The 17,677-nt window shown below is 49.7% G+C and carries 20 protein-coding genes; 11 read left to right on the top strand and 9 right to left on the bottom strand.

Annotated elements, in window-relative coordinates; translation table 11 throughout:
• Nucleotides 1–135: 135 nt before the first annotated feature.
• Nucleotides 136–903, bottom strand: a complete 768-nt coding sequence (gene flgA, locus ASG34_RS12530; RefSeq protein ID WP_055831050.1) for a flagellar basal body P-ring formation chaperone FlgA — start codon at nucleotides 901–903, stop codon at nucleotides 136–138.
• Nucleotides 904–1,131: 228 nt separating this feature from the next.
• On the opposite strand from flgA, the gene flgB reads away from it, so the two are divergent.
• The 11 genes from flgB to flgL all read left to right on the top strand — a co-directional run bounded on the left by flgB (nucleotide 1,132) and on the right by flgL (nucleotide 11,389).
• Complete coding sequence (gene flgB / locus ASG34_RS12525; protein ID WP_055831047.1) at nucleotides 1,132–1,563, top strand: flagellar basal body rod protein FlgB; 432 nt, start codon at nucleotides 1,132–1,134, stop codon at nucleotides 1,561–1,563.
• 18 nt (nucleotides 1,564–1,581) lie between these two features.
• Complete coding sequence (gene flgC / locus ASG34_RS12520; protein ID WP_055831046.1) at nucleotides 1,582–1,986, top strand: flagellar basal body rod protein FlgC; 405 nt, start codon at nucleotides 1,582–1,584, stop codon at nucleotides 1,984–1,986.
• 21 nt (nucleotides 1,987–2,007) lie between these two features.
• Nucleotides 2,008–2,679 carry a flagellar hook assembly protein FlgD gene (locus tag ASG34_RS12515; protein ID WP_055831045.1) on the top strand — a complete coding sequence of 224 codons (672 nt, stop codon included), beginning with the start codon at nucleotides 2,008–2,010 and terminating at the stop codon, nucleotides 2,677–2,679.
• A 53-nt stretch (nucleotides 2,680–2,732) separates the two neighbouring features.
• Nucleotides 2,733–3,947 carry a flagellar hook protein FlgE gene (gene flgE / locus ASG34_RS12510; protein WP_055831043.1) on the top strand — a complete coding sequence of 405 codons (1,215 nt, stop codon included), beginning with the start codon at nucleotides 2,733–2,735 and terminating at the stop codon, nucleotides 3,945–3,947.
• A gap of 54 nt (nucleotides 3,948–4,001) precedes the next feature.
• Nucleotides 4,002–4,745 (top strand): flagellar basal-body rod protein FlgF, encoded by a 744-nt coding sequence (flgF, locus tag ASG34_RS12505; RefSeq protein WP_055831041.1) that lies wholly within the window; start codon nucleotides 4,002–4,004, stop codon nucleotides 4,743–4,745.
• A gap of 55 nt (nucleotides 4,746–4,800) precedes the next feature.
• Nucleotides 4,801–5,583: a flagellar basal-body rod protein FlgG gene (gene flgG, locus ASG34_RS12500; RefSeq protein WP_055831039.1), complete on the top strand. Its 783-nt coding sequence runs from the start codon at nucleotides 4,801–4,803 to the stop codon at nucleotides 5,581–5,583.
• 24 nt (nucleotides 5,584–5,607) lie between these two features.
• The gene (locus ASG34_RS12495; RefSeq protein ID WP_200934481.1) at nucleotides 5,608–6,273 is read left to right on the top strand and encodes a flagellar basal body L-ring protein FlgH; all 666 of its coding nucleotides are present in this window, start codon (nucleotides 5,608–5,610) and stop codon (nucleotides 6,271–6,273) included.
• Between the two features lie 11 nt (nucleotides 6,274–6,284).
• Complete coding sequence (locus tag ASG34_RS12490) at nucleotides 6,285–7,418, top strand: flagellar basal body P-ring protein FlgI (protein WP_055831037.1); 1,134 nt, start codon at nucleotides 6,285–6,287, stop codon at nucleotides 7,416–7,418.
• An 11-nt stretch (nucleotides 7,419–7,429) separates the two neighbouring features.
• Nucleotides 7,430–8,524 (top strand): flagellar assembly peptidoglycan hydrolase FlgJ, encoded by a 1,095-nt coding sequence (gene flgJ / locus ASG34_RS12485; protein ID WP_055831035.1) that lies wholly within the window; start codon nucleotides 7,430–7,432, stop codon nucleotides 8,522–8,524.
• A gap of 245 nt (nucleotides 8,525–8,769) precedes the next feature.
• Nucleotides 8,770–10,449, top strand: a complete 1,680-nt coding sequence (gene flgK, locus ASG34_RS12480; RefSeq protein ID WP_055831033.1) for a flagellar hook-associated protein FlgK — start codon at nucleotides 8,770–8,772, stop codon at nucleotides 10,447–10,449.
• Nucleotides 10,450–10,468: 19 nt separating this feature from the next.
• The gene (flgL, locus tag ASG34_RS12475) at nucleotides 10,469–11,389 is read left to right on the top strand and encodes a flagellar hook-associated protein FlgL (protein WP_055831031.1); all 921 of its coding nucleotides are present in this window, start codon (nucleotides 10,469–10,471) and stop codon (nucleotides 11,387–11,389) included.
• Nucleotides 11,390–11,455: 66 nt separating this feature from the next.
• Here the strand turns inward: flgL and fliR are convergent, their stop codons facing one another.
• The 8 genes from fliR to ASG34_RS12435 all read right to left on the bottom strand — a co-directional run bounded on the left by fliR (nucleotide 11,456) and on the right by ASG34_RS12435 (nucleotide 17,630).
• The gene (fliR, locus tag ASG34_RS12470; RefSeq protein WP_055831030.1) at nucleotides 11,456–12,223 is read right to left on the bottom strand and encodes a flagellar biosynthetic protein FliR; all 768 of its coding nucleotides are present in this window, start codon (nucleotides 12,221–12,223) and stop codon (nucleotides 11,456–11,458) included.
• A 39-nt stretch (nucleotides 12,224–12,262) separates the two neighbouring features.
• Nucleotides 12,263–12,532 carry a flagellar biosynthesis protein FliQ gene (fliQ, locus tag ASG34_RS12465; RefSeq protein ID WP_055831028.1) on the bottom strand — a complete coding sequence of 90 codons (270 nt, stop codon included), beginning with the start codon at nucleotides 12,530–12,532 and terminating at the stop codon, nucleotides 12,263–12,265.
• 36 nt (nucleotides 12,533–12,568) lie between these two features.
• Nucleotides 12,569–13,333 (bottom strand): flagellar type III secretion system pore protein FliP, encoded by a 765-nt coding sequence (gene fliP, locus ASG34_RS12460; protein WP_055831026.1) that lies wholly within the window; start codon nucleotides 13,331–13,333, stop codon nucleotides 12,569–12,571.
• Nucleotides 13,334–13,441: 108 nt separating this feature from the next.
• On the bottom strand, nucleotides 13,442–13,903 hold the full coding sequence (fliO, locus tag ASG34_RS12455; RefSeq protein ID WP_235559800.1) for a flagellar biosynthetic protein FliO: 462 nt from the start codon (nucleotides 13,901–13,903) through the stop codon (nucleotides 13,442–13,444).
• A 54-nt stretch (nucleotides 13,904–13,957) separates the two neighbouring features.
• On the bottom strand, nucleotides 13,958–14,446 hold the full coding sequence (fliN, locus tag ASG34_RS12450) for a flagellar motor switch protein FliN (protein WP_055831024.1): 489 nt from the start codon (nucleotides 14,444–14,446) through the stop codon (nucleotides 13,958–13,960).
• Complete coding sequence (gene fliM, locus ASG34_RS12445; protein WP_055831023.1) at nucleotides 14,446–15,447, bottom strand: flagellar motor switch protein FliM; 1,002 nt, start codon at nucleotides 15,445–15,447, stop codon at nucleotides 14,446–14,448. The genes fliN and fliM overlap by 1 nt, the downstream gene beginning before the upstream one ends.
• Before the next feature lie 50 nt (nucleotides 15,448–15,497).
• Entirely contained in the window at nucleotides 15,498–16,064 is a 567-nt protein-coding gene (locus ASG34_RS12440) for a flagellar basal body-associated FliL family protein (RefSeq protein WP_055831021.1), read from the bottom strand.
• A 177-nt stretch (nucleotides 16,065–16,241) separates the two neighbouring features.
• Entirely contained in the window at nucleotides 16,242–17,630 is a 1,389-nt protein-coding gene (locus ASG34_RS12435; protein WP_055831019.1) for a flagellar hook-length control protein FliK, read from the bottom strand.
• Nucleotides 17,631–17,677: the final 47 nt, after the last annotated feature.

The following is a 17,677-nucleotide window of genomic DNA, read 5'->3' as shown; positions in this document are numbered from 1 at the left end:
ATGTAAGGGTGTCGAAAACCCTCAATTGTTAACAGTACTATCGGCATAGTTTAAGCGAACTTTAGCGCTGAATATACTTTTTATCTCAAGTTTATGATCAACAAGCATTTTTAGCTTTAAAAATTGTGGCGCAGACTAAAAACGTACATCTACTTTCCCTGAAGCTTGCGCGACACCTTTAATGATCTGGCCATTACTTACCTTCACATCTACTACCTGGCCAACATTGGCAGTTTGCATGGCGGTTCCATCTGCAGAGATCACAAATCCTTCACCACGGCTGTTTAACTGAACCATTTGTCCCTGCATGATCACTGGCATTGCTTTGAGCAACTCTGGTCTAAGCACTGTACCCAAAGGCATATTCAATGATGCTTTTTTACCTTCCAGCATAGAGACATCAGTAATAATCCCTGCAGGTAACTTGGTTATATCACCGGTTTGCATCACGATATCTGATGCTTGCACGGGTGAACCCTGGCTGACCGGTAAACCAATCACCGCATATTCGCCCCATACTTGCACATCCGCTTGTACATATAGCGTCCATGGCTTGGTTGCTGATTGCAAACAGCGCACCCCAATATGGGTTTTACCCCACAATCGTGCGCCCTGCACGTTAAATCCTTCCATCAGGTCACAGTCCGCGATACGGATACGGTTATCCAATGGCTGGATTTCAATATTCACTTTACCTGGATAGCCCTGCGTCTGACCTTGCACATACTGCATCACCGTCTGATAAACACGCGAGTGCATATCACTCGCAGCCGGGAATGCCAGCCGCTGGTTAGCGGCAACCGCAGCATTCGGCAAACGATCAGCTGCTTGCACGTGGCAAGCAAAAAGCCAGATCAGGCCTGGAATCACTGCAGCAAAAATGGTAAGCAGACGAGGTTTCATGGAGTCTCATTCTACGCACGACAGATGTAAATGATTGATGAAATAAAGGGTATTTCACCCTCTTAATCCAAGAATGATTATTGTCTTCGCCGCGTACACTAAGCACAGCTAGTAAAAGTCATGTGTGCGTGAAAGCAGGCCCGCTTATCAGGGTTAACGACGGCAGATGGCAAAACTTTAAAGGACCTTGAGATTTCTGTCGGGGAATGCCCGGGAAAGGAAAAGACGATGATCAATAAACTGGATGCTGCGTTTAGTTTTCACCAGACAGCGCTGCGCGTGCGCAATCAGCGCCAGGAATTGCTTGCTTCGAATATTGCCAATGCCGATACCCCGCAATACAAGGCACGTGACCTGGATTTCAAGTCCGCCATGCAAGCAGCCCTGCAACCTAATACAGGCACAGGCACTGCCCAACAACCGGCCGGACTTTTACAACAAACCAATGGCGCACATATGAAGGGTAGCGCAGGGAATGGGCTGACCGGTTCCAGCGACGTGCTGTTCCGCTCTGTGCTGCAAGGGTCAGTGGATGGCAACACAGTCGATATGGATGTGGAACGTAATGCTTACGTAGATAACGGCATCCGTTATGAAGCCAGCCTGACCATGATGTCTGGCCAGATTAAAAAAATGCTGTCGGCCATTACGGGCCAGTAAGAATAAAGGAGCAAGCATATGTCTTTATTTAATGTATTCAAGATTTCCGGTTCTGCGATGAGTGCACAATCTCTGCGGCTGAATACCGTCGCCAGTAACCTGGCCAACGCGGATAGCGTCGTCAGCTCAGACGGCAAGCCTTATCAGGCCAAACAGGTGGTATTTAAAGCGGTGCAGGATGCTGCCACCAACTCCAGCACGGTACAAGTTGACCGTGTGATTGAAGATACCAAGCCAGGCAAAATGGTCTACGACCCCAAAAACCCGATGGCCAACAGCGATGGCTATCTCACCATGCCTAACGTCAATGTCACGGAAGAAATGGTGAACATGATTTCAGCTTCACGCGCTTACCAGAACAACGTGGAAACCATGAATGCTGCCAAATCCATGCTGCTCAAGACACTCAATATCGGTCAATAACCTTATATAAGGATTTTTAACATGACAACCGTCAATACAAACCAGGTATCGCAGGACATTCTTGATGCGGTCAACAAGAAAAACAGTTCTAAAGGCAGCAACGTTGATGAAGCGCAAGACCGCTTTATGACACTGCTGGTGACGCAGATGAAAAACCAGGATCCATTGAACCCGATGGATAACGCGCAGGTGACCAGCCAGATGGCGCAACTGAACACCGTAACTGGTATCAACAAACTGAATGAAACCATGAGCAGCCTGATCAGTAGCGTGCAACTGGGCCAATCGTACCAGGCTACCAGCATGATAGGCCATAGCGTTCTGGTGTCAGGCAATAACCTGACCCATGCTGAAGCCGGCGGCTATTTTGGTGTCAACGTCCCTAACGGTGCAGATACCGTGTCAGTGAATATCAAAGATGGTGCCGGACAAATTGTACGCACCCTCAGCTTTGGTAAACAGGAAGTGGGCGTGAATGCCTTAAGCTGGGACGGCAAAAACAATGAAGGCGTAGTGGCCCCTAGCGGCAATTACACCTATGAAATCACCGCCAAGATTGGCGATACCACAACCACCAGCTCTCCACTAAGCCTGGCGCAAGTTCAAAGCGTGTCCAACAGCACCAGCGGCATCAAGCTTAACTTGAGTAACAACACGGCAGTCGCAGTCTCTGACGTCGTCGAAATATTCTAATTTGTCTATTAATTTTATTTGCAGAATTTAGTCTTTCTCCAGGAGATCACATCATGAGTTTTCAACAGGGTTTAAGTGGCTTGAACGCAGCTTCCAAACAATTGGAGGTGATTGGTAATAACGTATCTAACGCCAACACCGTTGGCTTCAAGCAATCACGTGCCGAGTTTTCGGATATGTTCGCCGCTTCACTGATAGGCAGTGGCGCAGCGCAAATCGGTATTGGTACTAAACTGGCGGACGTAAACCAACAATTTACTCAGGGCAATATCACCGCTACCAACAATACCCTGGATATCGCCATTAACGGCGGTGGTTTCTTCCGTCTGAGCAACAACGGCGCTGTGACATATACCCGTAACGGCCAGTTCCAGATGGATAAGAATGGCTATATCGTCACTAGTGATGGCAAGCGCCTGATGGGTAATCCTGCTGATGCCCTTAACGGGTCTTCTCCCGTTGAGTTGCAGATTGATACCAGTGATTTGAAACCGGTCACGACTACCGAAATCACCGGTCAATATAACCTGAACTCGGAAAGCCCTGCCATTGACCAGACAGTCAGGCCTTTTGACCCACAAGATCCGCTGAGCTATACCAACGCTACCGCGATCAAGGTATATGACGACCTGGGTAACGCACACAATATCCAGAGCTATTTTGTAAAAACAGCCGCTAACACATGGCGTCTTTACACCACAGCTGATGGTACCAACATCACCCCGGCGCCAGTGCCAGTAATGAACTTCTCCGGTACCGGTGTGTATGACACCGCTACTTCAACAGTAGGCAACATCACTTTCACACCAACCACCGGTTCCGGTCCTGTGACTGTCGCGATGGATTATTCCAACAGTACGCAATATGGCGCAACCTTCAGCGTGAACAAACAGACCCAGGATGGTTATACCTCCGGCCGTATTGCCAGCTTCACAGTGGGTGATGACGGTGTGATCCTGGGCCGTTATACCAATAACGAAACCAAACAACTGGGCCGCGTTGTGCTGGCCAACTTTGCCAACCCTAACGGACTGGTATCCCTGGGCGGCAACCAGTGGCAGGCAACTAACGAATCTGGAGCTGAACTGATAGGCTCGCCAGGCAGCAGCACCATGGGTGTATTGCAATCTTCTGCGCTGGAAGACTCCAACGTTGACCTGACCGGCGAGTTAGTAAATATGATCACTGCACAACGTATTTACCAGGCCAACGCGCAAACGATCAAGACCCAGGACCAGGTATTACAAACCCTGGTCAACCTGAGATAAGTAGCACACTGACTTTAAGCTGAATCTTCACTATTGAATGACTAAGGAGCTGGTATGGATCGCCTGATTTACACTGCAATGACAGGGGCAAAACATATTCTAGAGCAACAGGCCACGACTGCCCATAACCTGGCAAACGCGACCACTACCGGTTTCAAGGCACAGGTAGACAGTTTCCGCGCCGTGCCGGTACTCGGCGATGGTTTGCCTACCCGCGCTTTTGTCGTCGATGCGACGGTAGGTACCGATTACAAATCCGGTGCCATCCAGCAGACCGGCCGTGACCTGGATGTAGCCGTCACCGGCGAAGGCTGGATCGCAGTGCAGCGTGCCGATGGCTCTGAAGGCTATACCCGCAACGGCGCATTGAAAATCAATGAAAACGGCCAGCTTCAAACTTCTACTGGCCTCAATGTGATGGGTGATGGTGGCCCGATTAGCATCCCGCCGGACTCGGCGATCGCTATTGGTAAAGACGGCACCATTTCAACGGTGAGCAATTTAACCACGCCTAGCCCCAGCACCATTATCGGCAGGATCAAGCTAACTAACCCTCCTCCTGCCAGCATGAAGCGTGCTGACGATGGTGTATTTGTCACGGAAAATGGCCGGCCAGCACCTGCTGACGCCAATGTCACCGTGGCTGGCGGCGCGCTCGAAAGTAGCAATGTCAATGTAGTCGAAACCATGGTCAATATGATCAGCCTGGCACGCGGTTTTGAAATGCAAATGAAGATGCTGGAAAACGCGCAAAACAACGCTGGAAAAGCCGATCAACTCTTCAGTTTGAATGGCTAAGGTCTGTCATATTATTGACGGTATGAACAAGGGTTTTCACCCAAAGGAGTAAACGATGATACGCTCATTATGGATTTCCAAAACCGGTCTGGATGCGCAACAAACGCAAATGGACGTAATTTCACACAACCTGGCTAACGTCAGCACCAGTGGCTTCAAGAAATCACGTGCAGTATTCGAAGACTTGCTCTACCAGAACATTCGTCAGCCTGGTGCACAGTCCTCGCAGCAAACCCAGCTGCCTAGCGGATTGCAACTGGGTACAGGTGTAAAACCCGTAGCCACCGAGCGTATTTTCACCCAGGGTAACCTGCAGCAAACAGATAACAGCAAAGATGTCGCCATTCAAGGTAACGGCTTCTTCCAGATCCTGATGCCGGATGGCAGCACTGCTTACACACGCGATGGTTCTTTCCAGATGGATAGCCAGGGTCAACTGGTGACTTCAAGCGGCTTTCCTGTTCAGCCGGCAATCACCATTCCTGCCAATGCACAAACATTGTCGATTGGCCGTGATGGCGTGGTATCGATCACAACGGCGGATTCAACGGCATCTACACAGATCGGTCAAATCCAGCTGGCAACCTTTATCAACCCGACCGGCCTGCAATCCAAAGGTGAAAACCTGTATGTGGAAACCACCGCTTCAGGTAACCCTAATACCAATACTCCAGGTTCCAACGGTGCAGGGTTGTTACAACAGAACTACCTTGAAACATCCAACGTAAACGTTGTCGAAGAACTGGTAAGCATGATCCAAACCCAGCGTGCTTACGAAATTAACAGCAAGGCCATTACAACCTCTGACCAGATGTTGCAAAAACTGTCACAGATGTAATTTTTGTTTGAAGGTTGGCATCATATGCATAAAACGTTTATCAGCTTATTGTTTTGCCTGGCAATCGCCCAGCTCCTTGGCGGTTGCTCAGTGACGCCTTCTACCATCGTACAAAAACCTGAAACCCCACGCTCCACTTTGGCTCGTCCCGATGCGCGTACCGAAGGCGCTATCTTCAATACCGCAGGCTATCGCCCATTGTTTGAAGATCGCAGGCCACGTTATGTGGGTGATATCCTGACTGTGCGTATTACAGAAAATACAACCGCCAACAAAGCGTCTGACAACGGCCAGAGCAAAGATGGTTCAGTGGGCGCTTCCATTACCGGCCTGTTTGGGCATAATGTGCCTAAATCAGCCTTTAATGCAGGCTCTGCATTATCCTTTAAAGATAAAGCCAGTGCTGATGCCAGCAACACTTTCAGCGGCTCTGTCACCGCGACTGTGGTCGATGTGTTACCTAATGGCTACCTGGTCATCAGCGGCGAAAAACAAATCGGCTTTGACAAAGGTACCGAATACGTCAGGTTTTCCGGAGTGGTTAACCCGGACACCATTACCATCGGCAATGAAGTACTTTCTACCAAAGTGGCAGACACACGTGTTGAGTATCGCTCCAGCAGCAAGATTGATGCTGCCGAAGCGTTCTCCATCTTCTCCCGCTTCTTCCTTAGCATGATCCCGTTATAGGAGAGTTGAACATGCCAAGCCTGTTTAACACATTCACCCGCACTGCCACGCAGCTACTTAACCTGATACTGGTATCGGGTCTGGTGCTTTCAGCGCCTTTAGCGCATGCAGAGCGTATCAAGGACATTAGCAACATTCAGGGCGTACGCGCCAACCAGTTGATCGGTTACGGTTTGGTGGTAGGCCTGGATGGCACCGGTGATATGACCACGCAAACGCCATTTACCGTACAAAGTATTATCAGCATGATGAACCAGATGGGTATCACTTTGCCGCCTGGTACCAACCTGCAACTGAAAAATGTCGCCGCCGTGATGGTGACCAGCTCCCTGCCCGCTTTCGCCCAACCAGGCCAAACGCTGGACGTCACTGTGTCCTCCATGGGGAATGCCAAGAGTTTGCGTGGCGGTACATTGCTGATGACACCATTAAAAGGTGCGGACGGCCAGATTTATGCCATGGGCCAGGGTAACCTGGTCGTTGGCGGCGTGGGTGCTGCAGCGAATGGGAGCTCGGCACAGATCAATCACCTGAGCGTGGGCCGTATTTCAGATGGTGCCACGGTTGAACGTGCCCTGCCTAACACGTTGCTGAATCAGGATCTGGTCAAACTCGAACTGAAGGAAAGTGATTTCTCCACTGCCAATAATGTGGTGGAAGCCATCAACAAGAAATTTGGGCCGATGACTGCACAGGCTGAAAGCGGCCGCGTGATCCAGGTGCGCCCACCGGAAACCATGAGCCGTGTCTCTTTCCTGGCTAACCTGGAAACTATCAACGTGGCACTGGCCGCAACACCAGCCAAGATCATCATGAATGCACGTACCGGATCCGTGGTCATGAATAAGGCAGTGACGCTGGATAGCTGCGCTGTTTCTCATGGCAACCTGTCTGTGGTCGTCAATACTTCACCAGTGATTTCACAGCCTGGCCCGTTCTCGAATGGCCAGACCGTATCCACTGCCATTTCCGAGATCAATATCAATAAGGAACCTGGCAAAGTACTCAAATTGAATAATGGCGCCAACCTGGCTGATGTGGTCAAAGCGCTGAATGCAATTGGCACCACACCGCAAGACCTGCTGGCGATTTTGCAGGCGATGAAAGCCGCTGGCGCGCTGAACGCCGAGCTTGAGGTTATCTAAGCGAGATTGCCATGCAACCACGTGTCGATCCTAACAGTCTTGCAATAGATGGCAGCGCACTGAATGGCCTGAAAAACGCCAAAAGTGACTCACCGGAAGCCATTCGCGCCGTCGCCCGCCAGTTTGAAGGCGTGCTGATGAACATGATGCTGAAAAGCATGCGCGATACCGTGCCGCAAGATGGCATCACCGATAATGAACAGAGCAAAATGTTTATGGGCATGCTGGACCAGCAGCTCACCACGCAACTCAGCCAGAAAGGCATGGGCCTGACTGAAGTACTGGTCAGGCAATTGAGCAAGTTCAGCCCCAAGCCGGCCGAAGACACTGAAAAAACCAAAACACAACTGCATGGCACCAAAAATGATCTGGTGAATGGGCTTTCTTCCAGCAATCCATCTTTGAGTAATCTGGCCTCTAGTGGCACGGCTTCGGGCAAAGCTGTATTGATGCAAGCCGCACAAAAAATCCGTGATGCCTACCAGCAATGGGAAGCTACCAAACCTGAAACTGCCAGTACCGATAATGATTCCGCCTGGGCGCGCGGCATTCCTGAACTGCCACCATTGATGGAAGAAACGCAGGAAAATGCGAAAAACTTCACATTGCCGCAAGCTGCACCGTTAGCGACGGCCATGAGTGAAGTCGCCAGCAAAACCCAGCAATTTATCCAGCGCATGTTACCGCATGCCCAGGCTGCCAGTAGTGATTCCGGTATCCCGGCTAAATTCATGATCGGCCAGGCCGCACTGGAAAGTGGCTGGGGAAAACACGAAATCAAGACCACCAACGGTGTGAATAGTCATAACCTGTTCGGTATCAAAGCGGATGCCAGCTGGAAAGGCAAAGTGGCGAACAGTGTCACTACCGAGTACATCAATGGCGTCAAGGAAACCCGCGTAGAAAAATTCCGCGCCTATGACAGTTACAGTGATGCCTTCAAAGACTATGCAAAACTGATTTCACAAAATCCGCGCTACGAAAAAGCTATGAATAACACGCACGATGCCAGCGCTTACGCGCATGAACTACAACGTGCGGGTTACGCCACAGATCCGCAATACGGCAAAAAACTGACTCAGGTGATCAAGCATCTGCAAAGTTAGTATGAAGGGAACACGGGATCATTGATCGATCGAGATTTAGTGCAAGAAGCACGGAACGCTGAAATATCTAGCATAAGTTATACAGCTAGGTTTCGAGTACCGGGCAACGCAGCAGTTCGGTCGCACAGACATTTATTCCCTGTTTACTAAAGAATTAGAAAAAACTGCCGTTAGGCTAAATAACTGTAACTTTACATACGTGTCGAACACTCTGCAGGGTGCAGGCACATGAGGACTCCAACATTATGTCCAACATATTGAATATCGGCAAAAGTGCATTAAACGCAGCCCAGATCGGGATTGCCACCACTGGTCACAACATTGCTAACGCGTCTACCCCGGGATACACTCGACAGGTGATCGTGCAGGCGGCATCACAGGCGCAAAACTTTGGCTATGGCTTTGTCGGCCAGGGCACGGATATCACCGGTATCAACCGTGTCTACAACGAGACGCTGGCTAAACAGTTGCTGACGACCACGTCAACCAGCAACGCCAGCTCTGCCTATTACAACAGCATCAATGAAATCAACGGCTTGCTCTCGGACGCCAATGCCGGTCTGAGCCCGGTCATGACCAAATTCTTCAGTGCCATCAGTGCGGCAGCTGCTAACCCGACCGATGTAGCGACCAGGCAGACAGTGATCTCTTCTGCAAATTCATTGCTGAACCGTTTTTCGGCAATGAACTCTCGTCTGGACGATATACGCCAGAGCCTGAATACCCAGGTGTCGGCCAGTGTGACCAGCATCAACAGCTACGCAACACAGATTTCGCAATTGAATCAGGTCATCGAAAAGGCAACCAGCACCACGGGCAACCCTCCTAATGACCTGCTAGATCAGCGCGACCTGTTATTGTCCAAACTCAGCGAGCAAGTCAAGACAAACGTCGTCAAGCAGAGCAATGGCAACTATGATGTCTTCATAGGCAATGGTATGCCGTTAGTGGTCGGTGATGACACTTATCAACTTTATACGCAGGCCAACCCTACCGCGCCTAATCGCCTTGAGATTGCTTATGGCGATAGAAGTGCGCCGAAAATTATAGATGGTTCATCCCTGGGTGGTGGCTCTCTGGGGGGGCTACTGACATTCAGAAATGAAACTCTGGATTCCGTCCAGAACCAGATCGGACAATTAGCCGTCACGCTGGCCACCCAATTCAATGAAATGCAGCAACAGGGTTATGACCTGAATGGTAACGCCGGGGTTGCTTTATTTAATGTACCGCAACCTGTCGCTACCAGCAGCACCAGTAATATAGATAAAACCAAGCAGGCGACTGCCACTTTCGTGCCTGGGCAATCACAGCAGGTCACCAGCAGTGACTACACGCTGAAATATACCGGTGGCCAGTACAACATTATCCGTAACAGCGACAAAGTGGTGACCAGCACTGCTACCCTGCCCATCACGGTGGATGGCATTGAATTCAATGTCAACACGAGCACTCCGGTCGAAGGTGATGAATATATGATACGCCCCACCCAGGGTGCGGCGAGCAAGATCACGCTGGCGTTTGATGATGTTGAAAAACTGGCGCTGGCTGAGCGTATCGATGCCAACGGCAATGTGATCGCTTTCAAAGGCGCCGGTGATAACGGCAATGGCCTGCGTTTAGGCAAGCTGGCGGATTCCGCCAATGTACGCATGCTGGGAAGCAACGGTAATCGTTCATATGCACAGGCTTTCGCCCTGATGGTCAGCGCGGTAGGTACCAAAACCAACGAGATGATGGTGACTAGCAAGGCAGATGCTTCTGCCCTTGAAAATGCAACCACGGCGATGCAATCGGAATCCGGTGTCAATATCGATGAGGAAGCCGCCAATTTATTACGGTATCAGCAAGCCTATCAGGCCGCCGGCAAAATGATGCAAATCGCCAGCCAGTTGTTCGATGTACTGCTGCAATTGGGTCAGTAATTAGCAAGGATGATGAATCATGAGAATTAGCACCAACAGCATTTACCAGAGTGGCACCAACCGCCTGATGGATTTGCAGAATGACCTGAGCAAACTGAATGAGCAGATTTCCTCCGGTAAACGCGTGCGTACCCCGGCAGATGATCCGGTTGCCTCCGCCCGTATTCTTGAGTTGACTAATGCACAGAACCTGAACAGCATTTACGCCAGCACGCGTAATGTGGCGAAAACATCGCTGGAAACCTATGAAACCAATATGACCAGCATCACCAATGTGATATTGGACGTGCAATCCTCCCTGGTTTCCGCAGGGAATGGCTCATATAACGACCAGCAACGCGCCAATATTGCGAGTGAGTTACAAGGCCGCCTTGATAGCCTGATTGGCCTGGTCAATACCAAGGATGCCCAGGGAAACTACATGTATTCAGGTCACCAGACCGGTACTGTGCCTTATGTACTGAATACGGTGACAGGCAATATCGACTTCCAGGGGGATACTGAAAAGCGCGCTCTGCAAGTGGATGTGCAACGCCAGATGCCGGTGACGTACAGTGGTACTGAATTGTTCCAGGCCAATGGGAATGACCTGTTTGGAACATTGCAGGACATGATCAGCCTGTTGAAGACACCCATCACTGATGCGACGACTCAGACCAACTTCAGTAACGGGTTGGCTGACACCATGACCAAAGTACAAGGTGTACTGGACCAGGTGTTGAATGTACGTGCTGACCTGGGTAGCAAACTGAATGAACTGGATACCCTGGATGTCACAGGCAGTGATATGGAACTGCAATATACCGCCTCGATCTCCAAATTACAGGACCTGGATTACACTGAAGCCTTATCTGACCTGGCCAAGCGTAGCACTATCCTGGAAGCAGCGCAGAAATCCTACGTGCAAACTTCACAATTGTCTTTATTCCAATTTATATAACTGTCTTAGAATTAACTAAAAAAAGACCCGGACGGGTCTTTTTTTTATCCTGGTAACAAAGCCGCTTTATCTGATTACCTGCAACATCAATTGCTGTGCATCTATCAGCCAGCGATTGACCGGGCTGATCAATGACGGCAGGCTTAGTAATGTCATCACCATCCCAACTGAAATAGTGACCGGGAAGCCGATACCGAAGATATTAAACTGTGGTGCCGCTTTGGTTAAAATACCCAATGCCATGTTGGTAATCAGCAGGCTGGCCACCACCGGTAGCGAAAGCAATAAGCCCTGGGAAAAAATGTGCCCGCCCAGTTCGGCAATTGCCTGCCCATTCAGTTGCCAGTGATCCAGCAAAATAGGCATGGTTTCAAAACTCTGCAACATCACCGCCACTACAATCAAGTGCCCATCCAGACTCATAAAAACCAGCAAAGTCAGCATGGTGAGGAATTGCGCGACGGCAATAGTCTGCCCTTCAGATTGCGGGTCAAAGAAGCTGGCAAAGCCCAGGCCCATGCTCATCCCCATCATGAAGCCCGCCATTTCCACAGCGGTGAACATGATACGCATGACGAATCCCATGCTGATACCTATCAGTACCTGTGCCAGCAAAGATAACATACCCTGCCAGGACATTACTTCAATAACAGGTACTTGTACTGACGGCGCAATCGCCAGTGTAATGACAAAGCCTATGCCGAGTTTGATGCGGTTGGGGATGGAGGGATGGCTGAATAACGGGACGACAGCGATACAGCCTAACACACGGGTCAAGGGCCAAAGCAGTTGCACTATCCACTGTTGCAGATCAGAAGCATGGATGGTTAGCATGACGCGTAGCGAGCAGAATCAATAGTATGAACGGTCAGCTTAATTGACCAGTTGCGGAATCATGGTGAATACCCGGTGCATATAATCCACCAAGGTCATCAGCATCCAGTGTCCAGCTAACAGCAACATCGCCATCACACCCACCAGTTTCGGGATAAACGACAATGTTTGCTCGTTAATCTGCGTGGCCGCCTGGAAAATACTGACCACCAGGCCAATCGCCAGCGCGGTGCCCAAGATGGGTGCTGCCACCATCAATGTAGTCTGCATGGCTTCGCTGCCTATGGTAAGAACCTGTTCAGGACTCATGGGTTACTCCTTTAAAAGCACAATCTTTATGGGTCATTACATGACAAAACTTTGGGCCAACGACCCCAGGATGAGCTGCCAGCCATCGACCAGCACAAACAGCATCAGCTTGAACGGCAGCGAGACAATCGCCGGTGATACCATCATCATGCCCATTGCCATCAGGATACTGGCGACCACCATGTCAATAATTAGGAACGGGATGTAAATAGCAAAGCCAATCTGGAAAGCAGTTTTCAATTCACTGGTCATAAAGGCCGGCACCAGAATGCGCAATGGCACTTCTTCCGGGGTGTTGATAGCCTGTGTGTGTGCCATATTGGCAAACATGGCAAGATCATTTTCACGCGTCTGCTTGAGCATAAAACCTTTGAGTGGCAGTGCGCCGCGATCAAGGGCTTCCTGCATAGTGATTTTGCTCTCAGACAGAGGCTGGTAGGCATCCACATAAATCCTGTCGAATACCGGACCCATGACGAAAAAAGTAATGAACAGCGCCAGGCCAATCAATACCTGGTTGGATGGCGCTGATTGTGTGCCTAATGCCTGACGCAATAAAGACAGCACAATCACAATACGGGTAAAGCCGGTCATCATCAGGATCGCTGCCGGAATAAACGTCAGCGATGTCAGTAGAATCAGGGTTTGCAGACTGAGTGTGTAATCCTGACCGCCACCGGCTGCAGGGGTCACCGAGCCTATTGATAATCCTTCAGCTGCCCATGAATACGCTGGCCAAAGGTAAATTAGCCCAAGTAACAGAGGGAACAAAAGAAATTTTAAAACAGAGATTACACGCATCGTCATCGTATCCAGAACTTAGGCATGCCGTTATCGCCGGGCATGCTTTTTAAAGATGGAGATAGTGTACGCTGGGCTTATGGAAATCAAAGGCCGGAAATAAACGACTCAAGGCTTGTTTTTGAAGGATTTGACTGTTTGCTGCATTGCTTGCTGTAAGCGTACGGCAAAAGATGCATGTGGATCAATGCCACTATTTAAAGAATGATTGTTCGAAACAGGCTCTGGTGTGGCAGGTGCCACTTCGCCCAGCGCAGTCATTTGTCCAGCGCTCACGCCAACCACTAACCAGCGTCCGGCCACTTCCAGCACCACGACACGTTCTCTGGGGCCTAGCTGCACGCCACCGACTTGTTTAATCACGCCAGTTTGTGCCAAACCCTGTCCTGGTAACACACGTCTTAACACCCAGGCAATGACCGCAATCACCAGTAAAACAATCACGGTACCAAACACCATGCGGCCCAGGCTGTCGCTGGCTGATGGCGGCGCTGCCGTTTTAACCGTTTCAGCGGAAAATGCAATGGCAGACCACAACAGGCTGACTATATAGACTGGCAATAACTTCACAAGCTTGATCACTTTTTATGCTCTATATCAGTTTTAATTGATGCCGTTAATCACTTAACGATTCAGTTTACGGATACGCTCGGCTGGGGTAATGATATCAGTCAGGCGGATACCAAATTTGTCATTCACCACCACAACTTCACCTTGCGCAATCAGGCAACCGTTGACAAGTACATCCATCGGTTCACCGGCCATGCCATCCAGCTCGACCACAGAGCCCTGAGCCAATTGCAGCAGATTCTTGATAGAAATTTTGGTACGGCCCAACTCTACGGTCAGTTGTACCGGGATATCCAGGATGAAATCAATATCATTCTGTGTCCCCTCCAGCTTATTGTTGGCACTAAACTCGTTAAATACTGCTGTCTTGCTGACTGGCTCTTGCAGTGCAGAAGACTCGGCTTGCGTCTGCTCAGCCAATGCCGCACCCCAGTCATCTTCGGCGATGGTTTGTACATCACCTGTATCTGACACACCCATTGCAGCCATCGCTGCTTCCATTTCATCATCTGCACTGTTGCCAGTAGCGGGATCCATCGCCATTATGACTCTCCTTGCAATTGCTCCTGACTTCCGTCAGCACGTATTAATTTCTCAACTTTGAGGGCATATTGCCCGTTAAATACCCCGTAACGGCATTCCATTACCGGGATATTGTCAATCTGACCTTCGATAGTGTCACTGATATTAATAGGGATAACATCCCCCTGTTTTAGCTCCAGCAAATCGGCTACCGTCAATCTGCGGTTAGCCAGATTAGCCACAATCTCAACTTCGGCAGCCTGGATCTGTTGTGTCATCAATTTGACCCAGCGCTTGTCACCACCCAGGTTTTCACCTTGCAACGGTGATGTCAGCAAATCTTTAATTGGCTCGACCATGGCATAGGGAACGCAGAAATGCATTTCTCCACTGTTAGGGCCCAGCTCGATATTAAAGGTAATCGCAACGACGACTTCATTTGGTGTCGCAATATTGGCAAACTGGGTATTCATTTCCGAGCGCAGGTATTCAAACTCGACCGGATACACAGGGGCCCAGGCTTTGGCATATGAATCAAACATCAACGCCAGAATGCGCTGGATAATACGTTGCTCTGTCTGCGTGAAGTCGCGGCCTTCCACCCGGGTATGAAAGCGGCCATCGCCACCAAACATATTGTCTACCACCAGGAACACCAGAGTCGGGTCCAACACCATCACGCCTGTACCACGCAATGGATTCATATGAATCAGGTTTAAATTGGTCGGCACGACCAGGTTACGGATAAAGTCGGTGTACTTGATGATACGGACCGGGCCGACTGATACTTCAACCGTACGGCGCAAAAAGTTGAACAGTTCCACGCGCAGCAGGCGCGCGAAACGTTCGTTGATAATTTCCAGCGTCGCCATCCGGCCACGCACGATACGTTCCTGTGTTGCCAGGTTGTAATTGCGGACACTGGAATCATCCTTATCCGACGCATCACCATCGTCATCGCCCTCAACACCTTTGAGGAGCGCGTCAATTTCATCCTGTGATAGAAACTTGTCAGCTGACATGGTTACTCGCTATAAACAACTGGTCTTTAAACTTAAAACGTGGCCTGAACTTACTGGATCACAAAAGAGGTAAACAATACCTGTGTGACTTTTACCGGCTTGCCGTTAGCGGTTAACGGCTTTTTCAACTCTGTCAGTAATTCTTCGCTTAATTGTGTTTTACCTTCCGGTGTTGAAATATCACTGGCCTTTTTGCTGGTCAAAAGCAACAGGATACGGTTACGCAATACCGGCATCTGGGTTTTAAATTTTTCGGCGAGCTCGGCGCCTTTTACTTCTACTGTCAGGTCAAGCTGCAAAAACTTCTCATCCGGGTCTGGCAACAGGTTAACGGTAAAGGTTTCAAACTGCACGTAGGTCAATGCAGTTTTAGGGTCAGCATGGCCTTCGGCCTCGGCTTCTTCCTCATGCTCGCCCTCTTCGGCTTCAGCCGCAGCTTCGCCTTCTTTGGCTGGTTTGGCTTTAGCATGTGCATCTTCCTTTTTCTGCATCAAGAAAAATGCCGCACCACCGCCAACGACAGCCAGTGCCAGAATGATCGCCAGGATGACAATTAATTTCTTTTTGGATTTGGGTGCTGCTACTGCAGCTTCCGCTTTAGCGGGTTCTTGAGCCATTGCACAAAACCTTTCAATTAAGCTTTAAATAGTATGGTCAAAACAGCTTGTGACCAAAAAGCATCAGAGTTGGTAACATTATGCCCATGGCAAGGGCTGGGAGATTGCTGAATAAAAGGGTGAATTCGGTGCTTAATCAGATTTTATGCAGCACCAGCCATCAGGCTGGCGCTATAGTCAGGCGAAGGTATCTACCAGGCCACGTGAGACGGTGGTTTTAACGGCAGTCTGGGTTGCTGCAACAGTCTCGGTTTCAGCAGTCACTTTAGCATTACCTTTTGCGGATTGTTGCTCAAAATGCTGCTCGGCCTGATGACCGTTACCGACAAAAGTCTGCCCTAATTGCAGGCCTTGCGACTCCATGCGGTCACGCAAGTCCTGCATGCCATCTTCAAGTGCCTGGCGTACTAAGGGGTTATCGGTAATAAAACTGGTATTCACTGACTGGTTATCAACTTTCAACACCACCTGAATCGGACCAAGGTCAGGCGGCGACAAAGTCAAACTGGCTACATCGTCGCCACTGCCTACCATATTCATTACATGCTGGTTCATCGCCGTTTGCCAACGCTCATTGCCAAATGGCGTAGAGACTTGCGACATAATGACGTTGGCATTCTGTGAAATGCCTGCTGTATTTAACCATGGGCTATTAGGCAAGGCCTGTGCGACTGGTACAGTCACCGTATTGGCATTTTCAATCTGAATATCGGCACTCATGGCTTGGGCCACGGCTTTATCGGTGATTACAGTTTCGCTAACCGCATCTGCTGTTGATTTTGCAATGCCCAATGTTTCGGAGAAATTAGCCGGTTTATCGGTCACCGGTGTTTGGCCATCAGTCACTAATGGCGTTTTTGTATCTACCGCAGCTGTCTGATTTGCGGGTTGTGCACTGACCGGAATATTGGCTGCGAGTGTTTTATCAGCCAGCGCTTCTTCAGGCAAGGCTGTTGCATTCGGGTCAACTACAAATTCACCTTTTGGCAACGCCAATCCGGCACCGTCAATATTCAGACCTGCCTTGTCGTCTGTACCACTCTGGCCTGATGGATTGCGCATGGCAATCATGGCGGTCATGGTTTGCATCCATGGCGTAATACTAGGGTCATTCGGGTCGGTTGCTTGCAGGTTAGTGATTAATCTTCTTTTGCGGTCCAGCGCAGTTTCATCTATGCCGGAGGCTTCTCCAGCGGCAGCTGCCTGGTCGTCAATCTCTTTGCTTTTGTCCGTTTTACTGTCATCTGCGCTTTTATCTTTAGCAGTGGCAGTGTTTGTTTTTGGCTGGTCTTTTGCTGCAGGTTCTTTGGCCGCAGCTTCGTTTTTGACGTTATTAGTCTGCGCTGATTCTGCTTTTGCAGGCTCTTTCACCGATGGCTTATTTTTATCTGCAGGCGGGACAATAGTATTGGCAGGTTTGTTAGCTTGCTGCAATTGTTTACGTAACGCCTGGGCAAATTCATCAGACTGGTTAGCCTGGAAATCCTGCGGTGCATTGCTGGCTGCAGTCTTTACGGCATCAGCATTACCCATATTCAGTAATCCTGCGGAATTTAAAAATGTCATGTGACCCTCCTGATACTTTAAATGCTAGTGCGTTTCGCACGGCCCTA

Origin of the sequence: Methylophilus sp. Leaf416, from assembly GCF_001424665.1 — a bacterium.
GTDB lineage: Bacteria > Pseudomonadota > Gammaproteobacteria > Burkholderiales > Methylophilaceae > Methylophilus.
The sequence above is the reverse complement of the archived record's forward strand: the minus strand, read 5'-3'. Positions and strand labels throughout refer to the sequence as shown.